The organism is Sphingomonas swuensis, assembly GCF_039538045.1.
Taxonomy (GTDB): Bacteria; Pseudomonadota; Alphaproteobacteria; order Sphingomonadales; family Sphingomonadaceae; genus Sphingomicrobium; species Sphingomicrobium swuense.
Genome location: NZ_BAABBQ010000001.1, coordinates 2,420,017 through 2,435,967, shown reverse-complemented (window position 1 = coordinate 2,435,967; position 15,951 = coordinate 2,420,017). Strand labels below are relative to the sequence as shown.

Annotated in this window: 17 protein-coding genes and 1 tRNA gene; 12 read left to right on the top strand and 6 right to left on the bottom strand. The window is 69.3% G+C overall.

Annotated elements, in window-relative coordinates:
* Positions 1–15: 15 nt before the first annotated feature.
* Positions 16–1,608: a hypothetical protein gene (locus ABD727_RS12190; RefSeq protein ID WP_344707654.1), complete on the top strand. Its 1,593-nt coding sequence runs from the start codon at positions 16–18 to the stop codon at positions 1,606–1,608.
* A gap of 12 nt (positions 1,609–1,620) precedes the next feature.
* Here ABD727_RS12190 and ABD727_RS12185 read toward each other — a convergent pair.
* Positions 1,621–1,694, bottom strand: a tRNA-Gln gene (locus tag ABD727_RS12185).
* Positions 1,695–1,869: 175 nt separating this feature from the next.
* Between ABD727_RS12185 and ABD727_RS12180 the strand changes: the two genes are divergently transcribed.
* Positions 1,870–2,922: a Ppx/GppA phosphatase family protein gene (locus ABD727_RS12180; RefSeq protein WP_344707653.1), complete on the top strand. Its 1,053-nt coding sequence runs from the start codon at positions 1,870–1,872 to the stop codon at positions 2,920–2,922.
* Positions 2,919–3,572 (top strand): RlmE family RNA methyltransferase, encoded by a 654-nt coding sequence (locus ABD727_RS12175; protein ID WP_344707652.1) that lies wholly within the window; start codon positions 2,919–2,921, stop codon positions 3,570–3,572. Before ABD727_RS12180 ends, ABD727_RS12175 begins: the two co-directional genes overlap by 4 nt.
* Positions 3,573–3,902: 330 nt before the next feature.
* Here ABD727_RS12175 and ABD727_RS12170 read toward each other — a convergent pair whose 3' ends face one another.
* The 4 genes from ABD727_RS12170 to ABD727_RS12155 form a co-directional block, all read right to left on the bottom strand.
* A complete protein-coding gene (locus tag ABD727_RS12170; protein WP_344707651.1) occupies positions 3,903–4,163 on the bottom strand; it encodes a hypothetical protein in 261 nt (86 codons plus the stop codon).
* A 50-nt stretch (positions 4,164–4,213) separates the two neighbouring features.
* Complete coding sequence (locus ABD727_RS12165) at positions 4,214–4,879, bottom strand: hypothetical protein (protein WP_344707650.1); 666 nt, start codon at positions 4,877–4,879, stop codon at positions 4,214–4,216.
* 123 nt (positions 4,880–5,002) lie between these two features.
* Positions 5,003–5,719, bottom strand: coding sequence for a DsbA family protein (locus ABD727_RS12160; protein WP_344707649.1), 717 nt, complete (start codon positions 5,717–5,719; stop codon positions 5,003–5,005).
* Positions 5,716–7,086 carry a M48 family metalloprotease gene (locus ABD727_RS12155; RefSeq protein WP_344707648.1) on the bottom strand — a complete coding sequence of 457 codons (1,371 nt, stop codon included), beginning with the start codon at positions 7,084–7,086 and terminating at the stop codon, positions 5,716–5,718. Before ABD727_RS12155 ends, ABD727_RS12160 begins: the two co-directional genes overlap by 4 nt.
* A 106-nt stretch (positions 7,087–7,192) precedes the next feature.
* Here ABD727_RS12155 and argS point away from each other — a divergent pair, with 106 nt between their 5' ends.
* Genes argS through tatC form a run of 9 tightly spaced genes read left to right on the top strand, consistent with a single transcriptional unit; the run spans position 7,193 to position 14,298 of the window.
* Positions 7,193–8,917, top strand: coding sequence for an arginine--tRNA ligase (gene argS / locus ABD727_RS12150; protein ID WP_344707647.1), 1,725 nt, complete (start codon positions 7,193–7,195; stop codon positions 8,915–8,917).
* A 4-nt stretch (positions 8,918–8,921) separates the two neighbouring features.
* Positions 8,922–9,704, top strand: a complete 783-nt coding sequence (locus ABD727_RS12145; RefSeq protein ID WP_344707646.1) for an SPOR domain-containing protein — start codon at positions 8,922–8,924, stop codon at positions 9,702–9,704.
* 1 nt (position 9,705) lies between these two features.
* Positions 9,706–10,377, top strand: coding sequence for an SPOR domain-containing protein (locus tag ABD727_RS12140; protein WP_344707645.1), 672 nt, complete (start codon positions 9,706–9,708; stop codon positions 10,375–10,377).
* A 3-nt stretch (positions 10,378–10,380) separates the two neighbouring features.
* Positions 10,381–11,391 carry a beta-N-acetylhexosaminidase gene (nagZ, locus tag ABD727_RS12135; RefSeq protein WP_344707644.1) on the top strand — a complete coding sequence of 337 codons (1,011 nt, stop codon included), beginning with the start codon at positions 10,381–10,383 and terminating at the stop codon, positions 11,389–11,391.
* Positions 11,392–11,423: 32 nt separating this feature from the next.
* A complete protein-coding gene (locus ABD727_RS12130; protein ID WP_344707643.1) occupies positions 11,424–12,164 on the top strand; it encodes a segregation and condensation protein A in 741 nt (246 codons plus the stop codon).
* The gene (scpB, locus tag ABD727_RS12125) at positions 12,161–12,730 is read left to right on the top strand and encodes an SMC-Scp complex subunit ScpB (RefSeq protein ID WP_344707642.1); all 570 of its coding nucleotides are present in this window, start codon (positions 12,161–12,163) and stop codon (positions 12,728–12,730) included. The genes ABD727_RS12130 and scpB overlap by 4 nt, the downstream gene beginning before the upstream one ends.
* A 30-nt stretch (positions 12,731–12,760) precedes the next feature.
* The gene (locus ABD727_RS12120; RefSeq protein WP_344707641.1) at positions 12,761–13,045 is read left to right on the top strand and encodes a Sec-independent protein translocase subunit TatA; all 285 of its coding nucleotides are present in this window, start codon (positions 12,761–12,763) and stop codon (positions 13,043–13,045) included.
* Positions 13,046–13,063: 18 nt separating this feature from the next.
* Positions 13,064–13,480, top strand: coding sequence for a Sec-independent protein translocase subunit TatA/TatB (locus ABD727_RS12115; protein WP_344707640.1), 417 nt, complete (start codon positions 13,064–13,066; stop codon positions 13,478–13,480).
* Entirely contained in the window at positions 13,477–14,298 is an 822-nt protein-coding gene (gene tatC, locus ABD727_RS12110) for a twin-arginine translocase subunit TatC (RefSeq protein ID WP_344707639.1), read from the top strand. The genes ABD727_RS12115 and tatC overlap by 4 nt, the downstream gene beginning before the upstream one ends.
* A gap of 90 nt (positions 14,299–14,388) precedes the next feature.
* Here tatC and ABD727_RS12105 read toward each other — a convergent pair whose 3' ends face one another.
* On the bottom strand, positions 14,389–15,939 hold the full coding sequence (locus ABD727_RS12105) for a sensor histidine kinase (RefSeq protein WP_344707638.1): 1,551 nt from the start codon (positions 15,937–15,939) through the stop codon (positions 14,389–14,391).
* Positions 15,940–15,951: the final 12 nt, after the last annotated feature.

Sequence of the window (15,951 nt, the reverse complement as noted above, 5' to 3'; positions counted from 1 at the left end):
CTAATCCAAGGGGGAGTGAAGCGTATGATTGGCAGGTGGATGCTGGCGGCCGCGGCTGCCGGGCTGGCGATGACGTCCAGCGCGGCGATGGCGGGATGGAGCAAGGCGACGACCCGCCACTTCGTCATCTATTCCGACCAGAGCCCGGCCGAACTCCAGGCCTATGCCACCCGGCTCGAAAAGTTCGACCAGGCGGTGCGCTTCGCCCGCGGCGTTGGCGATCCCGAACCGATCCGCGCCAACAAGCTGCAGCTGTTCGCCGTCCGCAACCTGCCCGAGATCGCGAGCATCTACGGCGGCTCGGGGGTCGGCGGTTTCTACGTGCACCAGGCCGGCTCCAACGTCGCCTTCGTTCCGCTCGACACCGATCCGGACACGCGGCTCGACCTCACCGCCGACAACGTCTTCTTCCACGAATATGCCCATCACCTGATGTACGAGAACATGGTGACGGTCATGCCGATGTGGCTGAGCGAGGGCTTCGCGGAGTTCTTCTCGACCGCCAAGTTCGAGGCCGACGGCTCGGTCGGTCTCGGGGCGCCGGCCGCGCATCGCGCCGAGATCCTCCTGACCAAGCTCTATGCGCCGCTTCCGACCGACATCATGGTCGGCGGAAGCTGGAAGCAGCTGCGCAACTATTACGGGGTGGAATTGTACGGCCGCGGCTGGCTGCTGGTCCACTATCTGACCTTCAATGCCGCCCGGAAGGGTCAGCTCGACACCTATGTCGCGGGCCTTCGTGCGGGCAAGCCGGCGATGACCGCCGCGCGTGATGCCTTCGGCGACCTGAAGCGGCTCCATTCCGAGCTCGACCAATATGTCCGCCAGACCCGCTTCCCCTACGTCACCGTCCCGGCGAGCAAGCTGACGGTCGCTGCGCCGGTGATCGAGCCGCTGTCGGCGGGCGAATCGGCAATGATGGGCGTCTCGATGATGAGCCGCAGCGGAGTCTCGCTCGAGCGCACCGGCGGAGTGGCGACGGCGGCTCGGACCATCGCCGCGCGCTATCCCGGCGATGTCGCGGTGCGGGTCGCGCTGGCCGAGGCGGAGCTCGACGACGAACGCTACGATGCGGCGATCGCCGCGGCGGACCAGGCGCTGGCGCTGCAGCCGAACTCGATTCCCGCGCTGCTCGTCAAGGGACGGACCATCGTCGAGCGGCACGTCACCGGCAAGCAGGCCGCCGACTGGCCCGCCGCGCGGGCGCTGTTCCTCAAGGCCAACCGCGCCGATCCCGAGGACCCGCGTCCACTGATCCACTATCACCGCACCTTCGAGGAAGCCGGGCAGACACCGACCAAGGATGCCAGCGAAGGTCTCGCCTACGCGCTCGAACTGTCACCGGCCGACCGGCGGCTGCGCTGGGCAATGGTCCGCGACTACGTCCGACAGGGCAAGGCGAAGGAGGCGGCCGACACGCTCGCGCCGCTCGCCTATGCGCCGCACGGGGGCAAGGACGTCGAGCGTCTGAATGCGATCCTCGACGCGCTGGAAGGCAACAATCTCGGCTCGGCCACCCAGCTCATCGCCGAGGACCGCAAGCGCGAGGACGAGGAACTGGCCAAGGCCAGGCGCAAGGCCGGCAAGCCGGTGGCGATGGTTCGCTGATCAGGGTGGAGGTGGATGCCCGACGTGGATTCGAACCACGATTGACGGAGTCAGAGTCCGTAGTCTTACCATTAGACGATCGGGCAAGAGCCTGAGGCGCGGCCCGAGGGCTGCGCTGGGAGGCCAGCTAGGGGGCGGGCCGGGCGCTGTCAATGAAAAGTGCCGTCCCTTGCGCCGGTTGATCGATCTGGCTTAAGCCTGTCGGCAAGTCAGCCGGCGGCATGTTCCGCCGCCGGTGCAGAGAATGGACGAGACAAGAGGATGGCGACTCACCCCGCGCCGTCGCCGGCGAGCCCGGCAAGACCGGGCCGGCCGAGCAGCCGAGACCGGACGGCCGTGCCGCCGTCGCAGACCTATGCGGCGATCGACCTCGGCACCAACAATTGCCGCCTGCTGATCGCCCGCCCGACGGGCGAGGGCTTCACCGTGGTCGACGCCTTCAGCCGGATCGTCCGGCTGGGCGAAGGGCTCGCCTCGAGCGGGCGGCTGACCGACGGCGCGATGGACCGCGCGGTCGAGGCGCTGGGCATCTGCGCCGAAAAGCTCCGCCGCCGCCGGGTGGGACTCGCCCGCTCGGTCGCCACCGAGGCCTGCCGCCGCGCCGCCAACGGCCGCCACTTCGCCGAGCGGGTCCGCCGCGAGACCGGGATCGTGCTCGAGATCATTCCGCCGCAGGAGGAAGCGCGGCTTGCGGTGCTCGGCTGCCACAAGCTGCTCGAGCCCGGCGACGGCCCGGCGCTGATCTTCGACATTGGCGGGGGATCGACCGAGCTGGTGCTGGTCGAGCCGGGCGAGGGCGAGGACGCCCCGCCGCGGATCAAGGCCTGGTGGAGCGCGCCTTGGGGCGTGGTCAGCCTGACCGAAAGCGAGGGCCGGGAGGCGATCGAAGGCGCCGACCGGGTCAGTGCCTATAGCCGGATGCGCGAGCGCGCCCGCCACGCCTTCGCGCGCTTCTCCGAGCTGCTGCCCGAGGATAAGGAAAATATCCGGCTGCTCGGAACCTCGGGCACGGTGACGACGCTGGCCTCGGTCCACCTCGCGCTGCCGAGCTACGACCGGCGCGCAGTCGATGGGTTGCACGTGCCGATCGCAGCCATGCGCGACATCTCGACCATGATTGCTGAGATGGACTTCGAACAGCGCTCGGGCCTGCCATGCATCGGCTCCGAGCGCGCCGACCTGGTCGTCGCCGGCTGCGCGATCCTCGAGGCAATCCTCGACATCTGGCCCGCCGACCAGCTCGGCATCGCCGACCGCGGGATCCGCGAAGGCATCCTGCGCAGCCTGATGGCGCGCGACGGGCACCCGCTGTGAACACGCGCGTCCGAACCGCCAAGGGGCGCAAGGTCGGGTCGACCAAGTGGCTGCAGCGGCAGCTCAACGATCCCTACGTCAAGCGCGCCAAGGCCGAGGGCTATCGCAGCCGCGCGGCCTACAAGCTGATCGAGCTCGACGAGAAGTTCCGCTTCCTCAAGGGCGCCAAGGCGGTGGTCGATCTCGGCATCGCGCCGGGCGGCTGGAGCCAGGTGGTGCGCAAGAAGGTGCCGGGGGCAGCAGTGGTCGGAATCGACTTCCTCCCGGTCGACCCGATGGACGGGGTCACCATCCTCCACATGGACTTCACCGACGAGGATGCCGACGCGCGGCTCAAGGAAGCGCTCGGCGGCGAGGCGGACCTGGTGCTGTCCGACATGGCGGCGAACACCGTCGGCCATCCCCAGACCGACCACCTCAGGACCATGGGGCTGGTCGAGCTCGGGCTCGAATTCGCCAAGGACGTTTTGAAGCCGGGCGGCGCCTATATCGCCAAGGTGCTGGCCGGGGGGACCGACAACCAGTTGCTCGCCGAGCTGAAACGGCACTTCGCAACGGTGAAGCATGCCAAGCCGCCGGCCAGTCGCAAGGATTCGTCCGAATGGTATGTGGTGGCCCAAGGCTTCAAGGGACGGCCCGACGCCGAGTGACGAGGGCTGGCAAAGTTACCCTTGTTACCCAGGTGAGCGGTTTTCGATCGCCGGGGTAACTTCGGCGACGATGTTCACGCGACATGGGATGTCGAACCGCATGGGTTCGTTTCTGGCAGGTGAAATCCTATTGCTCAAGGTCGGGCGCTGATGCGGACGCGCCTGAGCATCTGTCGTCGCAAGGCGGGCTACCCGGACGAGGCAACGGCCCGGGCGGCGGCGGAGTCGTTCGGCCTCGACCTTCGGACCTATCGCTGCGGCCGTTGCGGGGCGGTCCACCTCACCAGTAGGCGCAAGGGCAAGAGGATCCCCCGGCCGGCGCCTTGAGGCCTATTCCCCACCCGAGGCGGCGAGCAGGTCCATCAGGTTGCGCGCGGCGTCCTGATCCGACGGGTCGGGGAAAGCGACGTCGAGGTCTGGCGCTTCCCCGAGCATGAACAGCAACGACCAGAGCGCGAAGCGACGCGCGCGGTCCTTCTCAAGCCCGAGATCGACCTTGAGGCGGTCGGTCCCGGCTTCGAGCATGGCAGGCGAGACGCTCGCGAGATCGGTGGTCGCAAAGTAGCGCTGGAGAAGATCGTCGAAGTCCATGCCGCGGCCTTCCTCCGCAGCGCCGGCCGAGACAAGCCCTAACGGCGCGCTCAGGGCCGGCCGGTCGCCTTCGACTGCTGGTAGAAGGCGTCGGCCAGGGCGGCGCGGATGGCGACGACCGGGGTCTTCCCGAGCCCTTCGACACCGCCGCACAGGCGCGAGCCGCCGTACAGCCTGGCCGCGGCCGCCTGCTCCTGCGGCGATCCAGCGGGGGTGGCGAGCACCTCGCGGGCGGCGGCGGGAAGGGCGAGCACCTGGCAGCGGGCGACCGAGGCGATCGGCAGGTTGTTGACCTTGATCCGTGCTTCGCCCGCCGGACCGCGCTTGATGAAGCTCTCGACGTCGTCGATCGAGATTTCGGCCGGGGCGGCTGAGGCGGCGGGCGCGGTGGCCTTCCACGAGACTTCGGCGAGCGCGCCGCGGAGCAGCGCCGGGTGGACGCCTTCGCGGCGGCCGCAGGCCCGGACCTGCGAGACGAGCCGCTGGACCGCGGCCTCTTCCTCGCGCGAGGCGGCCGGAGTCTGGAGGACCGCGGCGACCGCGGCCGGCTGGAGCCCGTTGGCGCAGCCGGCGAAGGTCAGCGCGGTTGCGTAGGAGCGGGCGCTGAAGCCGCGATCGGCCTGCAGGCTGTGCTCGAAGAAGTCGCGCTCGCGGATGCGGTTGTCGAAGGTGTCGGGCTGCGCCTGGCGGGCCGGCGAGCCCTGGGCGGAGGCCATGGTTGCGGCACATCCCATGACGACGGCCAACGCGATCCTGTGCAGCATGGAAACCTCCCTCGACGAACCACGTCGTTCAGGGGCAAGGCTGTGCCCAAGCCGAACCCTTGTCAACGGGGAGGATCAGGCCTTGTTCTTGCGGGCCTCGGCGATTGCCTGCTTGAGGACCTCGTAGCCGACCGCTCCGTTGAAGACCTTGTCGCCGACCACGAACAGGGGGGTGCCGCTGGCGCCGAGCTGCTGCGCATGCTGGAAGTTGCGGCGAAGCTCCTTATCGACCTCGCCATCGGCCGGGATGGCGTTGGGGATGCCGGCGGCGCGAGCGGCCTGCTCGAGCGTCGCGGGCGAAGGCCGGCCGGCGGCATACATGGCGTCGTGGAAGGCCATGAAGCGACCCGCCTTGCTTGCGGCCAGCGCCATTCGCGAGGCGGCCTCGCTCTCGGGCCCGAGGATCGGGAACTCGCGGTAGACGACCTTGAGCTTCGGATCCTCGGCGACGAGCTTGTCGATCACCGGAAGCGAGGCTTTGCAGTAGCCGCAGGCATAGTCGTAATATTCGACCAGCGTGACGTCGCCGTCGCGGGCGCCTTCCCAGCTACTTCCGAACGGGGTCTCGATCGACTGGCGGTTGGCGGCGAGCACCGGCGCGAACTGGCGGTCACGAAGCGCGTCGGCGGTTTCGGTCAGGATCTGCGGATTGTCGACCATCGCCTGGCGGACGAGCCGGTCGCCCCAGCCGCTCTGCACCGCGGCGACCGCCAGCAGAACGGTCGCCACCGCTCCGCCAGCCGCGCCCGCCAGCGCGGCACCCCACGCACTTGCCCCCCTGTGTTCGTTCACTTGTCCCGCCTGCGCTTCTTGTCCTTGTCGACTGCGGTCCGCGATACCATCGCGATGTCCTGCGCGCGAATGTAATCGGGGGTGCCCTGCGGAATGCCGCGAAGCGCCAGCTCGGCGCTGCTCAGCGCGAGCTTGGGCTCGCCCTCGAGGCTGTAGCGTTCGGCAGTGGCGAGCGCGGCCCGGGCGGTGTCGCCCTTGCGGTCGTAGATCATGCCGAGCTGGTACCAGGCGAAGGGCTGCTCGGCGTCGCGACCGATCGAAGCCTTGAGCACCTGTTCGGCCTCGGGGAAGTTGGCGGGCTTCTCGGTGGCGAGGAGGGCATGGCCGAGCATCGCCTGGATCATCGGCTGGTCGGGCGCCCTCGCGACGGCATCGCGGAGCGGCGTCAGGGCGTCGGACGGCTTGCCGCTCTCGAGCAGGATCTGGCCCTTAAGCTCGAGGAAGAAGGGGTCCTGCGGGGCGGTGGCGAGCAGGGCGTCGGCCTCGCGAAGCGCCGAGTCGCGGTCCCCCATCCGGTGATAGGCATAGGCCCGGGCGTAGCGCGCCGGGATCGAGGTGTCGGTTGCCGGATAGACCCGGAGCACCGATTCCTTGGCGCTGATGTAGCCGATGAGCTTGGCCCGGACGCGCTGGAAGCGGGCCTCGAGCGCGGGGTCGCTGCGGCGCTTCCAGGCGGGATCGTTCTGGTAGACCTGGGTCAGCGAGGCGATGCGCTCGGACGACAGCGGGTGGGTGCGGTTGTAGCTGTCGGTCGAATAGACTGCGAGGCGATATTCCTGCCCCTGCAGTTTCTTGAAGAAGTCGATCGAGCCCTGGCCCGAGATGCCGGCCCGGCCGAGGTAGGAAGCGCCGGCAAGGTCGGCACTGGTTTCCTGCGCTCGGGTGAAGGCGAGGAACTGGCCCATCGCCGCCTGCTGACCGAGCGCCATCGCGCCCATCGCCGCCTCGCCCGCGCCGGCCGCCATGGCGAGGCCGCCGAGCACCAGGCTGAGGATCGAGATGCCGCTCGCCTGCTTGGCCCCGTCCTGAATGCGGATCGAGTGACCCCCGGCGACGTGGCCGAGCTCGTGCGCGATCACGCCCTGGACCTGGTTGGCATTGTCCGAGGCGGTGATCAGCCCGGTGTGAAGGTAGACCGTCTGCCCGGTGGCGACGAAGGCGTTGATCTCGGGGTCGTTGATCAGCACGACCTTGACGTTCTTGGGGTCGAGCTTGGCCGCTTCGATCAGCGGCCGGGACATGTCGTTGAACAGCTTCTCCGTCTCGCTGTCGCGGAGGATCGACTGGGCGGCGGCCGGCTGGGCCACGGCGAACAGCAGGGCGAGAGCCAGCAGCGGCCGGCCGGCGGTCATGGTCACGCGTCGCATCACCGGACGCACTCGTCCTCCAGGGCTGAACGGGGGGTGACTGCAAAGGCCGGCTTGGCGTAAGGGCATGTCCCTTCCTGACACAATATAGACGGCTGCCAAGACCTTGAGCCTGTTCGCGACCTTCACCGACCACATCAACCAGGCGCTCGACGCGCTTGCCGCCGAGGGCGCGCTGCCCGCCGGCCTGCCGCGTGGCAACGTCACGGTCGAGCCGCCGCGCGACGCGAGCCACGGCGATCTTGCGACCAATGCGGCGATGGTGCTGGCCAAGCCGGCCGGGACCAATCCGCGCGCGCTCGCCGGGCTGCTGACGGCCAAGCTCGAGGCGCTGCCCGGAGTCGAGGCGGTCGAGGTGGCGGGCCCGGGGTTCATCAACATCCGGCTCGGCCAGGACGTGTGGCGCGACGAGTTGAAGCGAATCCTCGCCGCCGGCTCGGACTATGGCCTGTCGGACATCGGCCGGGGCAAGAGGGTCAATGTCGAATATGTCTCGGCCAATCCTACCGGGCCGATGCACATGGGCCATTGCCGCGGGGCGGTGGTCGGCGACGCGCTCGCCAGGCTGCTCCAGGCGGCGGGCTTCGCGGTCACCAAGGAATATTATGTCAACGACGCCGGGAGCCAGGTCGACACGCTCGCCCGCTCGGCACACCTGCGCTACCGCGAGGCGCTCGGCGAGGACATCGGCGAGATCCCCGAGGGGCTCTATCCGGGCGACTATCTGAAGCCCGTCGGAACGCTGCTTGCGGCCGAACATGGCTCGGCGATGGTCGGCAAGCCCGAGGCCGAGTGGCTTCCCGCCTTCCGCGAGAAGACGGTGGCGGCGATGCTCGATCTCATCCGCCACGATCTCGCGTTGCTCGGCGTGCACCATGACCTCTTCTCGTCGGAGGCCGAGGTGGTCGCCTCGGGCGCGGCCGATCGGGCGGTGGCCGAGCTTCGCGCCAAGGGACTCGTCTACGAAGGCGTGCTCGAAGCTCCCAAGGGCAAGAGCGTCGAGGATTGGGAGCCGGTCGAGCTGACCCTGTTCCGCTCGACCGAGTTCGGCGACGACCAGGACCGGCCGATGAAGAAGTCGGACGGGAGCTGGACCTATTTCGGGGTCGATACCGCCTACCACCTCCAGAAGCTCGAGCGCTCCGAGGAGCTGATCAACATCTGGGGCGCCGACCATAGCGGGACGGTCAAGCGGACCCAGGCAGCGGTCGCGGCGCTGGCGGGGCGCAACGTGCTCGACGTCAAGCTGGTGCAGATGGTGCAATTGCTGCGCGCCGGCGAGCCGGTGAAGATGAGCAAGCGCTCGGGCAATTTCGTGACCCTGGCCGACGTGGTCCGCGAGGTCGGCAAGGACGTCGTACGCTTCATCATGCTGACCAAGCGGGCCGACACGCCGCTCGATTTCGACTTCGCCAAGGTGGTCGAGGCGTCGAAGGACAATCCGGTCTTCTACGTCCAATATGCGCATGCCCGGATCGCCAGCCTCAAGCGCAAGGCGGCCGAGGCCGGGCTCGATGGCGGCGAGGCGGACCTGTCGCTGCTCGACGCCGAGGAGCTCGGGGTCATTCGCCTTGCCAGCCACTATCCGCGGGTGGTTGAGGCGGCAGCCGTCGCGCACGAGCCGCACCGTATCGCATTTTACCTCTACGAGCTGGCGGCGGCGTTCCATGCGAGCTGGAACCGGGGCAATGACGATCCCGGCCGGCGCTTCCTCGTCGAGGGAGAGCCGGCGCTGAGCCGCGCCCGTCTCGAACTGGCGAACGCGGTGCAGTCGGTGCTTCGGAACGGACTCGACCTGATGGGCGTCGAGGCTGCGGAGGAGATGCGTTAGGCCTATGAACGACGGCGGCGAGCGCCTGCCCTGGCTGAGTGACGAGCCGGTTCTTGCAAGTGCCGGTCGGGGGCAGGGGCGCACGCCCGGCGATGCGGAGGCGCTTGCCCGGCCGCCCGTCGGAAGCCGCTCGATGTGGCCCTTCTACCTGCTCCTGCTGCTGCTGATCGGTGCGGTCGGGGTGGGGGCCTGGTGGCTCGGCACCCGCCAGAAGGAGGCGCGGGCGCCGCAGCTTCCGATCGAGGAGCCGGTCGCGGTTCCGGTGCCGCCGGTCGCCACCGCGCCGGTCGAGGTGCCGCCTCCCGAACCCGTTCCCGAGCCCGTCGCCGAGACGGTGACGTCCGCCCGGCCGCCAGCGCTCGTCCGGACCGCTCCGCCTGCACCCGTACGCACCGCCGAACGCTCGCGCGCCGCGGCTCCAACTCGCCCCGAGAGCGAGGGCCGGAGCGTGTTCCCGGCCGACGAGCCGGTCACCGCGCCGCTTCCGGTCACCGGACCGCAGCCGGTCGTCGTCTACCATCCGCAGACCAACCGCGGGCGGGTGATCCAGCTTGGGGCCTATCCCAATCGGACCCAGGCCGAGCAGGCGTGGCGCAAGGTCACCCGGCGCTATCCCTATCTTTCGACCAAGCCGCGGATGATCAACACGGTCGACGTCCGTGGCCTCGGCAGCGCGCGGCGGACCCGAATGTACCGGCTTCAGCTCGGCACCTCTTCTCAAGCCCAGTCGGCGGTCATATGCCAGCAGCTCGAACGGGCGGGACAGAGCTGCGTGGTGGTGTACTGAAATGGCGAGCGTGAAGGGGATGGACGGGGAGCCGCTGCCGTGGCTGGAGCCGGTCGATGACGAGGACGAGCCGCCGGCGCTGTCCGCGCGCAAGATGCTCGCCGCGATCCTGGTCGTGCTGCTCGCCGCGGCGCTGGTCGCCGGGACGCTCTGGTGGGTCGGCCGGAACAGTGCCGACGAAGGCACCGGCGCGCCCGAGCTGATCAAGGCCGAGCCCGGCCCCTACAAGGTGCGTCCGAGCGATCCGGGCGGGATCAACGTCGCCGGTGACAGCGAGACCGCCTTCGCCACCGGCGCGGGCGAAAAGGTCGACGGCCAGCTTGACCTCGACGCGATGCCCGAGACCCCCGTCGCACGCCCGCAACCCAAGGCGACCACTCCGGCCCCGGCCGAAGAAGAGGAGCCGGCCTCCACCGAGCAGCCCGAGGCCGCGGCGCCGTCGGGGCCGTCGGGAAGCACGGTCCAGCTCGGCTTCTACGACAATCCGAGCCAGGCGAATGCCGCCTGGACAAGCCTGTCGGGCCGCTTCCCGGCACTGGCCGGCGCGGGCAAGGTCGTGGTCCCGTTCCAGAAGGGACAGCGGCTTCGCGCGAGCTTCGCCAGCCCCGACGAGGCGCGCCGCGCCTGTCAGTTGCTCAAGGCGGCGGGCGACGCCTGCTTCGTGGTGCGCTGAGCCATGCAGGCCGCGATCTACGGCATGTCGGGACTGACGCTGACCGCGGAGGAGCGGAGCTTCTTTGGCGAGGTCGATCCTGCGGGCTACATCCTGTTCGCGCGCAACTGTGGCGACCCCGAGCAGCTCAAGGCGCTGACCGCCGCGCTGCGCGACATTCACGGGCGTGACGACCTGCCGATCCTGATCGACCAGGAAGGCGGGCGGGTGATGCGGATGCGGCCGCCGGCCTGGCCGCAGCTTCCGGCTGGAGGCGCCTTCGACCGGCTCTACCGGACCGCTCCCTCGTCGGCGATCGAGGCGGCGCGGATGAACGCGCGGGCGATCGGCCTGATGCTCGCCGCGCACGGGATCAACGTCAATTGCGCGCCGATGCTCGACGTCCGCCAGCCCGACGCCGACCGGATCGTCGGCGACCGGGCCTATGGCGAGGAGCCGATGCAGGTGGCCGCGATCGGCCGCGCGGTGCTCGACGGGATGGCCTCGGCCGGGGTGGTCGGGGTGGTCAAGCACATGCCGGGCCATGGCCGGGCGACGGTCGACAGCCACAAGGAACTGCCGCTGGTCACCGCCAGTGCCGAGGAACTGGAGATCGACCTCGAGCCGTTCGAGGCGCTTCGCGAAGCGCCGATGGGGATGGTCGCGCATATCCTGTTCGACGCCTGGGACTCCGAGCGCCCGTCGAGCCAGTCGCCGTTCGTGATCGAGGAGATCATCCGCAAGCGGATCGGCTTCACCGGCTTGCTGATGACCGACGACATCGGAATGGAAGCGCTGTCGGGATCGGCCGGAGAGCGGTCGGCGGCGGCGCTCGCGGCAGGCTGCGACCTGACCCTCCATTGTTCGGGCAAGTTCGACGAGATGCTCGACGTCGCCAACCATGTCGGCGCGCTCGGGGTCGAGGGCGAGGCACGTCTGGCGCGGGCGATGGCGGGCACCCGCGTCGGCGGCGAGGACGGTCCCGACTTCGCGGCGGCGGTGGCGGTGCGGGATGAACTGCTCGCGCTCGCCTGACATCGTCCGGTGACGGCCGGACCGAGCGACGCATGACCCTCCTTCCCGAGGACGAAAGCCTTCAGCTCAGCCTGGGCGCATGGGAAGGGCCGCTCGACCTGCTGCTCAGCCTGGCACGGGCGCAGAAGGTCGATCTGCAGCAGATTTCGATCCTTGCGCTGGTCGAGCAATATCTCTCCTTCCTCGAGGGCGCCAAGGCGCTGAAGCTGGAGATCGCCGCCGACTATCTCGTGATGGCGGCGTGGCTGGCCTATCTCAAATCCTGCCTGCTGCTGCCCAAGGATCCGGAGCAGGACCCGAGCCCCGAGGAGCTGGCGGCGAGGCTCCAGCTCCGGCTTCAGCGCCTGGACGCGATGCGCGAGGCGGGCGCCCGGCTGATGGGCCGCGACCGGCTCGGCCGCGACGTATTCGGGCGGGGCGCGCCCGAGGGGCTGCGCCAGGTTCGCAAGAGCGCCTGGCAGGCGTCGCTGTTCGAGCTTGCCGCGGCCTATGGACAGGTGAGGGCGCGCAGCGCGCCGGTGCTTCACGTGGTCTCGCGGCGCGCGGTGCTGACGCTTGAGGAAGCGATCGAGCGGGTGGCGGCGATGGTCGGAAGCGCGCTCGATTGGACCCGGCTCGAGCATTTCGTGCCGGCGAGCCAGGACCCTGCCTATCGCCGCTCGGCGCTGGCCTCCTCCTTCGTCGCGGCGCTCGAGCTGGCGCGCCAGGGACGGCTCGAATTGCGCCAGGAAGCGGCGTTCGCACCGATCGAGCTCAAGCGGGCGCAGCGATGAGCGACGAGTTCACCCGCGCGGTCGAGGCGGTGCTGTTCGCCGCTGCCGAGCCGCTCGCCCCGGACGACATCGCCGCCCATGCCGGCGAGGGCGACGTCGCGGCGGCGCTCGAGACCCTCGCCCGACACTATGACGGGCGCGGTGTCCGGCTGGTCGAGCGTGGCGGGCGCTGGCACTTCCAAACCGCGCCCGACCTCGCGCACCTTCTCCGCCGCACCCGCGAGGAGCCGCGGCGGCTGAGCCGGGCGGCGACCGAGACGCTGGCGATCATCGCCTATCACGAGCCCGTCAGCCGCGCCGAGATCGAGGCGATCCGCGGGGTCCAGGCGGGGAAGGGGACTCTCGACGTGCTGATGGAGGCGGGCTGGGTGCGCCCGGCGGGCAGGCGCGAGGGCCCGGGGCGGCCGTTGCTCTACGCCACGACCGCCGACTTCCTCAGCCACTTCGGTCTGGGGAGCCGGCGCGACCTGCCCGGTCTCGAGGATCTCCGCGCCGCCGGGCTGCTCGACCCGATGGAGGAGGCGCTCGGCACGCTTCCGCTGGAAAGCGACGGGGAAGACGCCTAAGTAGCCCGCCGACAAGGAGTGTTTTTCATCATGGGCGGTTTCAGCTTCTGGCATATCCTGATCTTCGCGGTCGTTCTTCTCCTGCTGTTCGGCGGCAATCGCTTCTCGAACATGATGGGTGACGTCGCAAAGGGGCTGAAGAGCTTCAAGGCGGGCATGTCCGACGACGAGGAAGAGGAGCGCCGCAAGGCCGAACTGCAGCGCTCGCGCCTCGGCAGCCCCGACCGTCCGATCGACGTGACCCCCAATCCGCGGGTCGCCGACCCGGTCGCGCCGCCGCCCCCACCCCCGCCGAGCCAGGACCCGCGCGGCTAAGCGGAAGGCTTTCCCCACATGTTCGGCGTCGACAGCAGCGAACTTTTCATCGTCGCGGTGCTGGCGCTGATCTTCATCGGCCCCAAGGAGCTGCCTGCGACCATGCGCACCGTCGGGCGCTGGGTCGGCAAGGCGCGTGCCCATGCCCGCCACTTCACCTCCGGCATCGAAAACATGATGCGCGAGGCGGAGCTGGAAGAGATGGAGAAGCGCTGGCGCGAGGAGAATGAGCGGATCATGCGCGAATTTCCGGCAGCGCTGCCCTATCCGGGCGCGCGGGAAGAGCATGGCGCGGTGATGCGGCCGCTCGAAGGCGAGCATCGTCCCTCGCCAGCGATCGCGACGGACGAGGACAGGGTCGCGCCGACGCCCCACAACGACGAGCCGACGCTTCCGCTTCCCGATCCCGAGCACCACCGGCGCGAACTGCCGTGAGCGAGATCGACGAAACCAAGGCGCCGCTGCTTGAGCATCTGGTCGAACTTCGCCGGCGCCTGCTGGTAAGCCTGGCCGCCCTCGTCGGGGCCTTCTTCCTGTGCCTTACCTTCGCCAAGCCGATCTTCGCGCTGCTCGTCCAGCCGCTGCTGGCGGCAGGCCAGGGCAAGCTCATCTACACCGACGTCTTCGAGGCCTTCTTCACCGAGGTGAAGGTCGCGCTGTTCGCCTCGCTGATGCTGTGCTTCCCGGTCTTCGCGACACAGATCTGGCGGTTCGTCGCGCCCGGCCTCTACTCCAAGGAGAAGAGGGCCTTCCTGCCGTTCCTAGTGATGACGCCCTTCTTCTTCGCCGGGGGCGCGCTGTTCGCCTATTTCGTGGCGATGCCGTGGGCGCTCAAGTTCCTGCTGAGCTTCGAGGGCAATGTCGGCGGAGTGCAGCAGGAGGCGCTTCCGGGGGTCGGCAACTACCTCAACTTCGTGACCCGCTTCCTGTTCGGCTTCGGGGTGGCCTTCTTGACCCCAGTGCTGCTGATGATCCTCGAGCGGGCCGGGGTCGTGACCCGCGAGCAGCTCGCCTCCAAGCGGCGCCACGCGATCGTGGTCTGCGCCGGCGTGTCGGCGGTGCTGACCCCGCCCGACGCCGTGTCGATGCTGCTGCTGCTGGTGCCGCTCTACCTGCTCTACGAGTTCGCGATCCTCGCCATCCGGCTGACCCACTGGCGGCGTGGTCGTCGCAACGGCTCGGAAGCCCAGACGCAAAGCGGGCCCGAAGTCGTCACCGGGGGGGGGAGGGTTGACGACTTCGGGCCCGTGTAAGCGGACAGCGAGAGCGGGGGGGCAAAAGGTCGCTATCCGAAGTGTAGAACGGCGTATGGCGCCCGGGGTTCCTGCCCCCGTCGAATTTTTTTACGGGCGGGCGGGAAATACCGGAAGGTCGACGGTGTAGCTTCCCGGCTCCTTGCCGAGCGGCGAGCGGAGCTGCTTGGCGAGCCCGGCGACGATCCGCTCGAACTGCTGGTGCTCGGGCCCCATCTGCTCGGACAGGGCACCCGTCGAGAGAACGAAGCGGGCGGTAAGATCGCCGGTCCGGTGAAGCGACAGGGTGACCGGCGCGTCGGGCTCGGTCAGCATCGCATGCTCGACGATCTCGGTGGTTAGGAAGGCGGTCGCGACAGCCACGTCCTGGGTCGTGTTGAGGCTTTCGAGGTCGAGCCCGATGTCGAGCATGCGGGCATGATCGGGCGCGCTTCCGCGCAGGTTGGCGGCAAGCTCCGACAGCAACGGCCGCAGCGCGATCCCGCGATTCTCCTCGAGCTCCGCGAAATGGTTGCGGTGGACGACGGCGAGCGCGTCGACCCGCCGGCCAATCGAGGAATAAGCGTCGCGCGCCTCGTCCGAACCGGCGCTGCGGCGATGGATGTTGAGCAGCGAGGCGACGACCTGGAGGTTGTTCTTGACCCGGTGATGGACCTCGCGGACGAGCTTGCGCTGCCCTTCGAGGGCCTCGGCCATGTTCTTCTCGCTGCGCTCGATCCGCTCGACGGCGCGGGTGAAGGAGGCGCCGAGTTCGCGGATCTCGATCGCCGAGCCGAGCTTCTCGGGCAGGACCAGCGCGCCATCGTCGGGATCATGGGCGGCGATGGCCCGGCTCATCCGGCGCAGCGGCGCGAGCAGGAAGGTGCGCACGACCAGCCAGCTGAGGAAGGCCGCGACGATCCACATCAGCACCGGGAGGAGGGTGATGGCGCGGTCGACCGAGGCGACGCGCTCGCTCGACACGGTCGAGCGGGCGAGAAGCTGGCCGGCGGCGATCGGTCGCTCGATGACCCTGGTGTCGCGCTCGAAGCCGGCGATCGGCCGCTCCACCGCGGGGCTGCTGAGCCGGATGTCGCCATTGCCGTCGGACAGGATGAAGCTGTCGGTCTCGGCCCGCGCAGCGGCAAGCGCCTCGCGCATGTCTTCGCGGTCGATCGAGCCGGTCGCCGATCCGCCATAGACGCCGACGCGATAATAGAGGCTGCCCTTGCTCGGGGAGATCCAGAGGCGGACATTGCCGGGGGGAACCAGCAGGGTCGAACGCTCGGTCGTGTCGGCCTGTCCGCGAGCGCACAGCTCGGTCCCGACCTGGTCGCGCAGGATGAACTTGTCGGGGACGTTGGGCGACAGGCTGAGCGAGCGCTGGACCTGCTCGCACGGGTCGCCCGGATCGTTGATCGCGGCATTGGCGGCCACGCGGAGAGCAAGGACGTTGCGGGCGATCAGGCTGTCGATCGAGCGGATGGCGATCCGCCCCTGGTCGGTCGCACGCCCCTCGAGCGCACGATTGGCCTGGTCGATGCCGGACGAGGCGGCAAGGATCAGCACTAGGCCGAGCGGGAGGATGGCGGCGGTAAGCAGCAGCAGGAGCTTGCCGGCGGTGGGCAGCTGCTGGAACCAGTGACTGAGCTTGTGAATCATCGCGTCGAGCGA

What these genes read in the sequence shown, in the direction of transcription:
- ABD727_RS12180 (WP_344707653.1), top strand. Translation starts at nt 1,870, where the DNA reads ATGGCGACTCACCCCGCGCCGTCGCCGGCGAGCCCGGCAAGACCGGGC.
- ABD727_RS12170 (WP_344707651.1), bottom strand. Translation starts at nt 4,163, where the DNA reads ATGGACTTCGACGATCTTCTCCAGCGCTACTTTGCGACCACCGATCTC.
- ABD727_RS12165 (WP_344707650.1), bottom strand. Translation starts at nt 4,879, where the DNA reads ATGGCCTCCGCCCAGGGCTCGCCGGCCCGCCAGGCGCAGCCCGACACC.
- ABD727_RS12155 (WP_344707648.1), bottom strand. Translation starts at nt 7,086, where the DNA reads ATGCGACGCGTGACCATGACCGCCGGCCGGCCGCTGCTGGCTCTCGCC.
- ABD727_RS12145 (WP_344707646.1), top strand. Translation starts at nt 8,922, where the DNA reads ATGAACGACGGCGGCGAGCGCCTGCCCTGGCTGAGTGACGAGCCGGTT.
- ABD727_RS12140 (WP_344707645.1), top strand. Translation starts at nt 9,706, where the DNA reads ATGGCGAGCGTGAAGGGGATGGACGGGGAGCCGCTGCCGTGGCTGGAG.
- nagZ (WP_344707644.1), top strand. Translation starts at nt 10,381, where the DNA reads ATGCAGGCCGCGATCTACGGCATGTCGGGACTGACGCTGACCGCGGAG.
- ABD727_RS12130 (WP_344707643.1), top strand. Translation starts at nt 11,424, where the DNA reads ATGACCCTCCTTCCCGAGGACGAAAGCCTTCAGCTCAGCCTGGGCGCA.
- scpB (WP_344707642.1), top strand. Translation starts at nt 12,161, where the DNA reads ATGAGCGACGAGTTCACCCGCGCGGTCGAGGCGGTGCTGTTCGCCGCT.
- ABD727_RS12120 (WP_344707641.1), top strand. Translation starts at nt 12,761, where the DNA reads ATGGGCGGTTTCAGCTTCTGGCATATCCTGATCTTCGCGGTCGTTCTT.
- ABD727_RS12115 (WP_344707640.1), top strand. Translation starts at nt 13,064, where the DNA reads ATGTTCGGCGTCGACAGCAGCGAACTTTTCATCGTCGCGGTGCTGGCG.
- ABD727_RS12105 (WP_344707638.1), bottom strand. Translation starts at nt 15,939, where the DNA reads ATGATTCACAAGCTCAGTCACTGGTTCCAGCAGCTGCCCACCGCCGGC.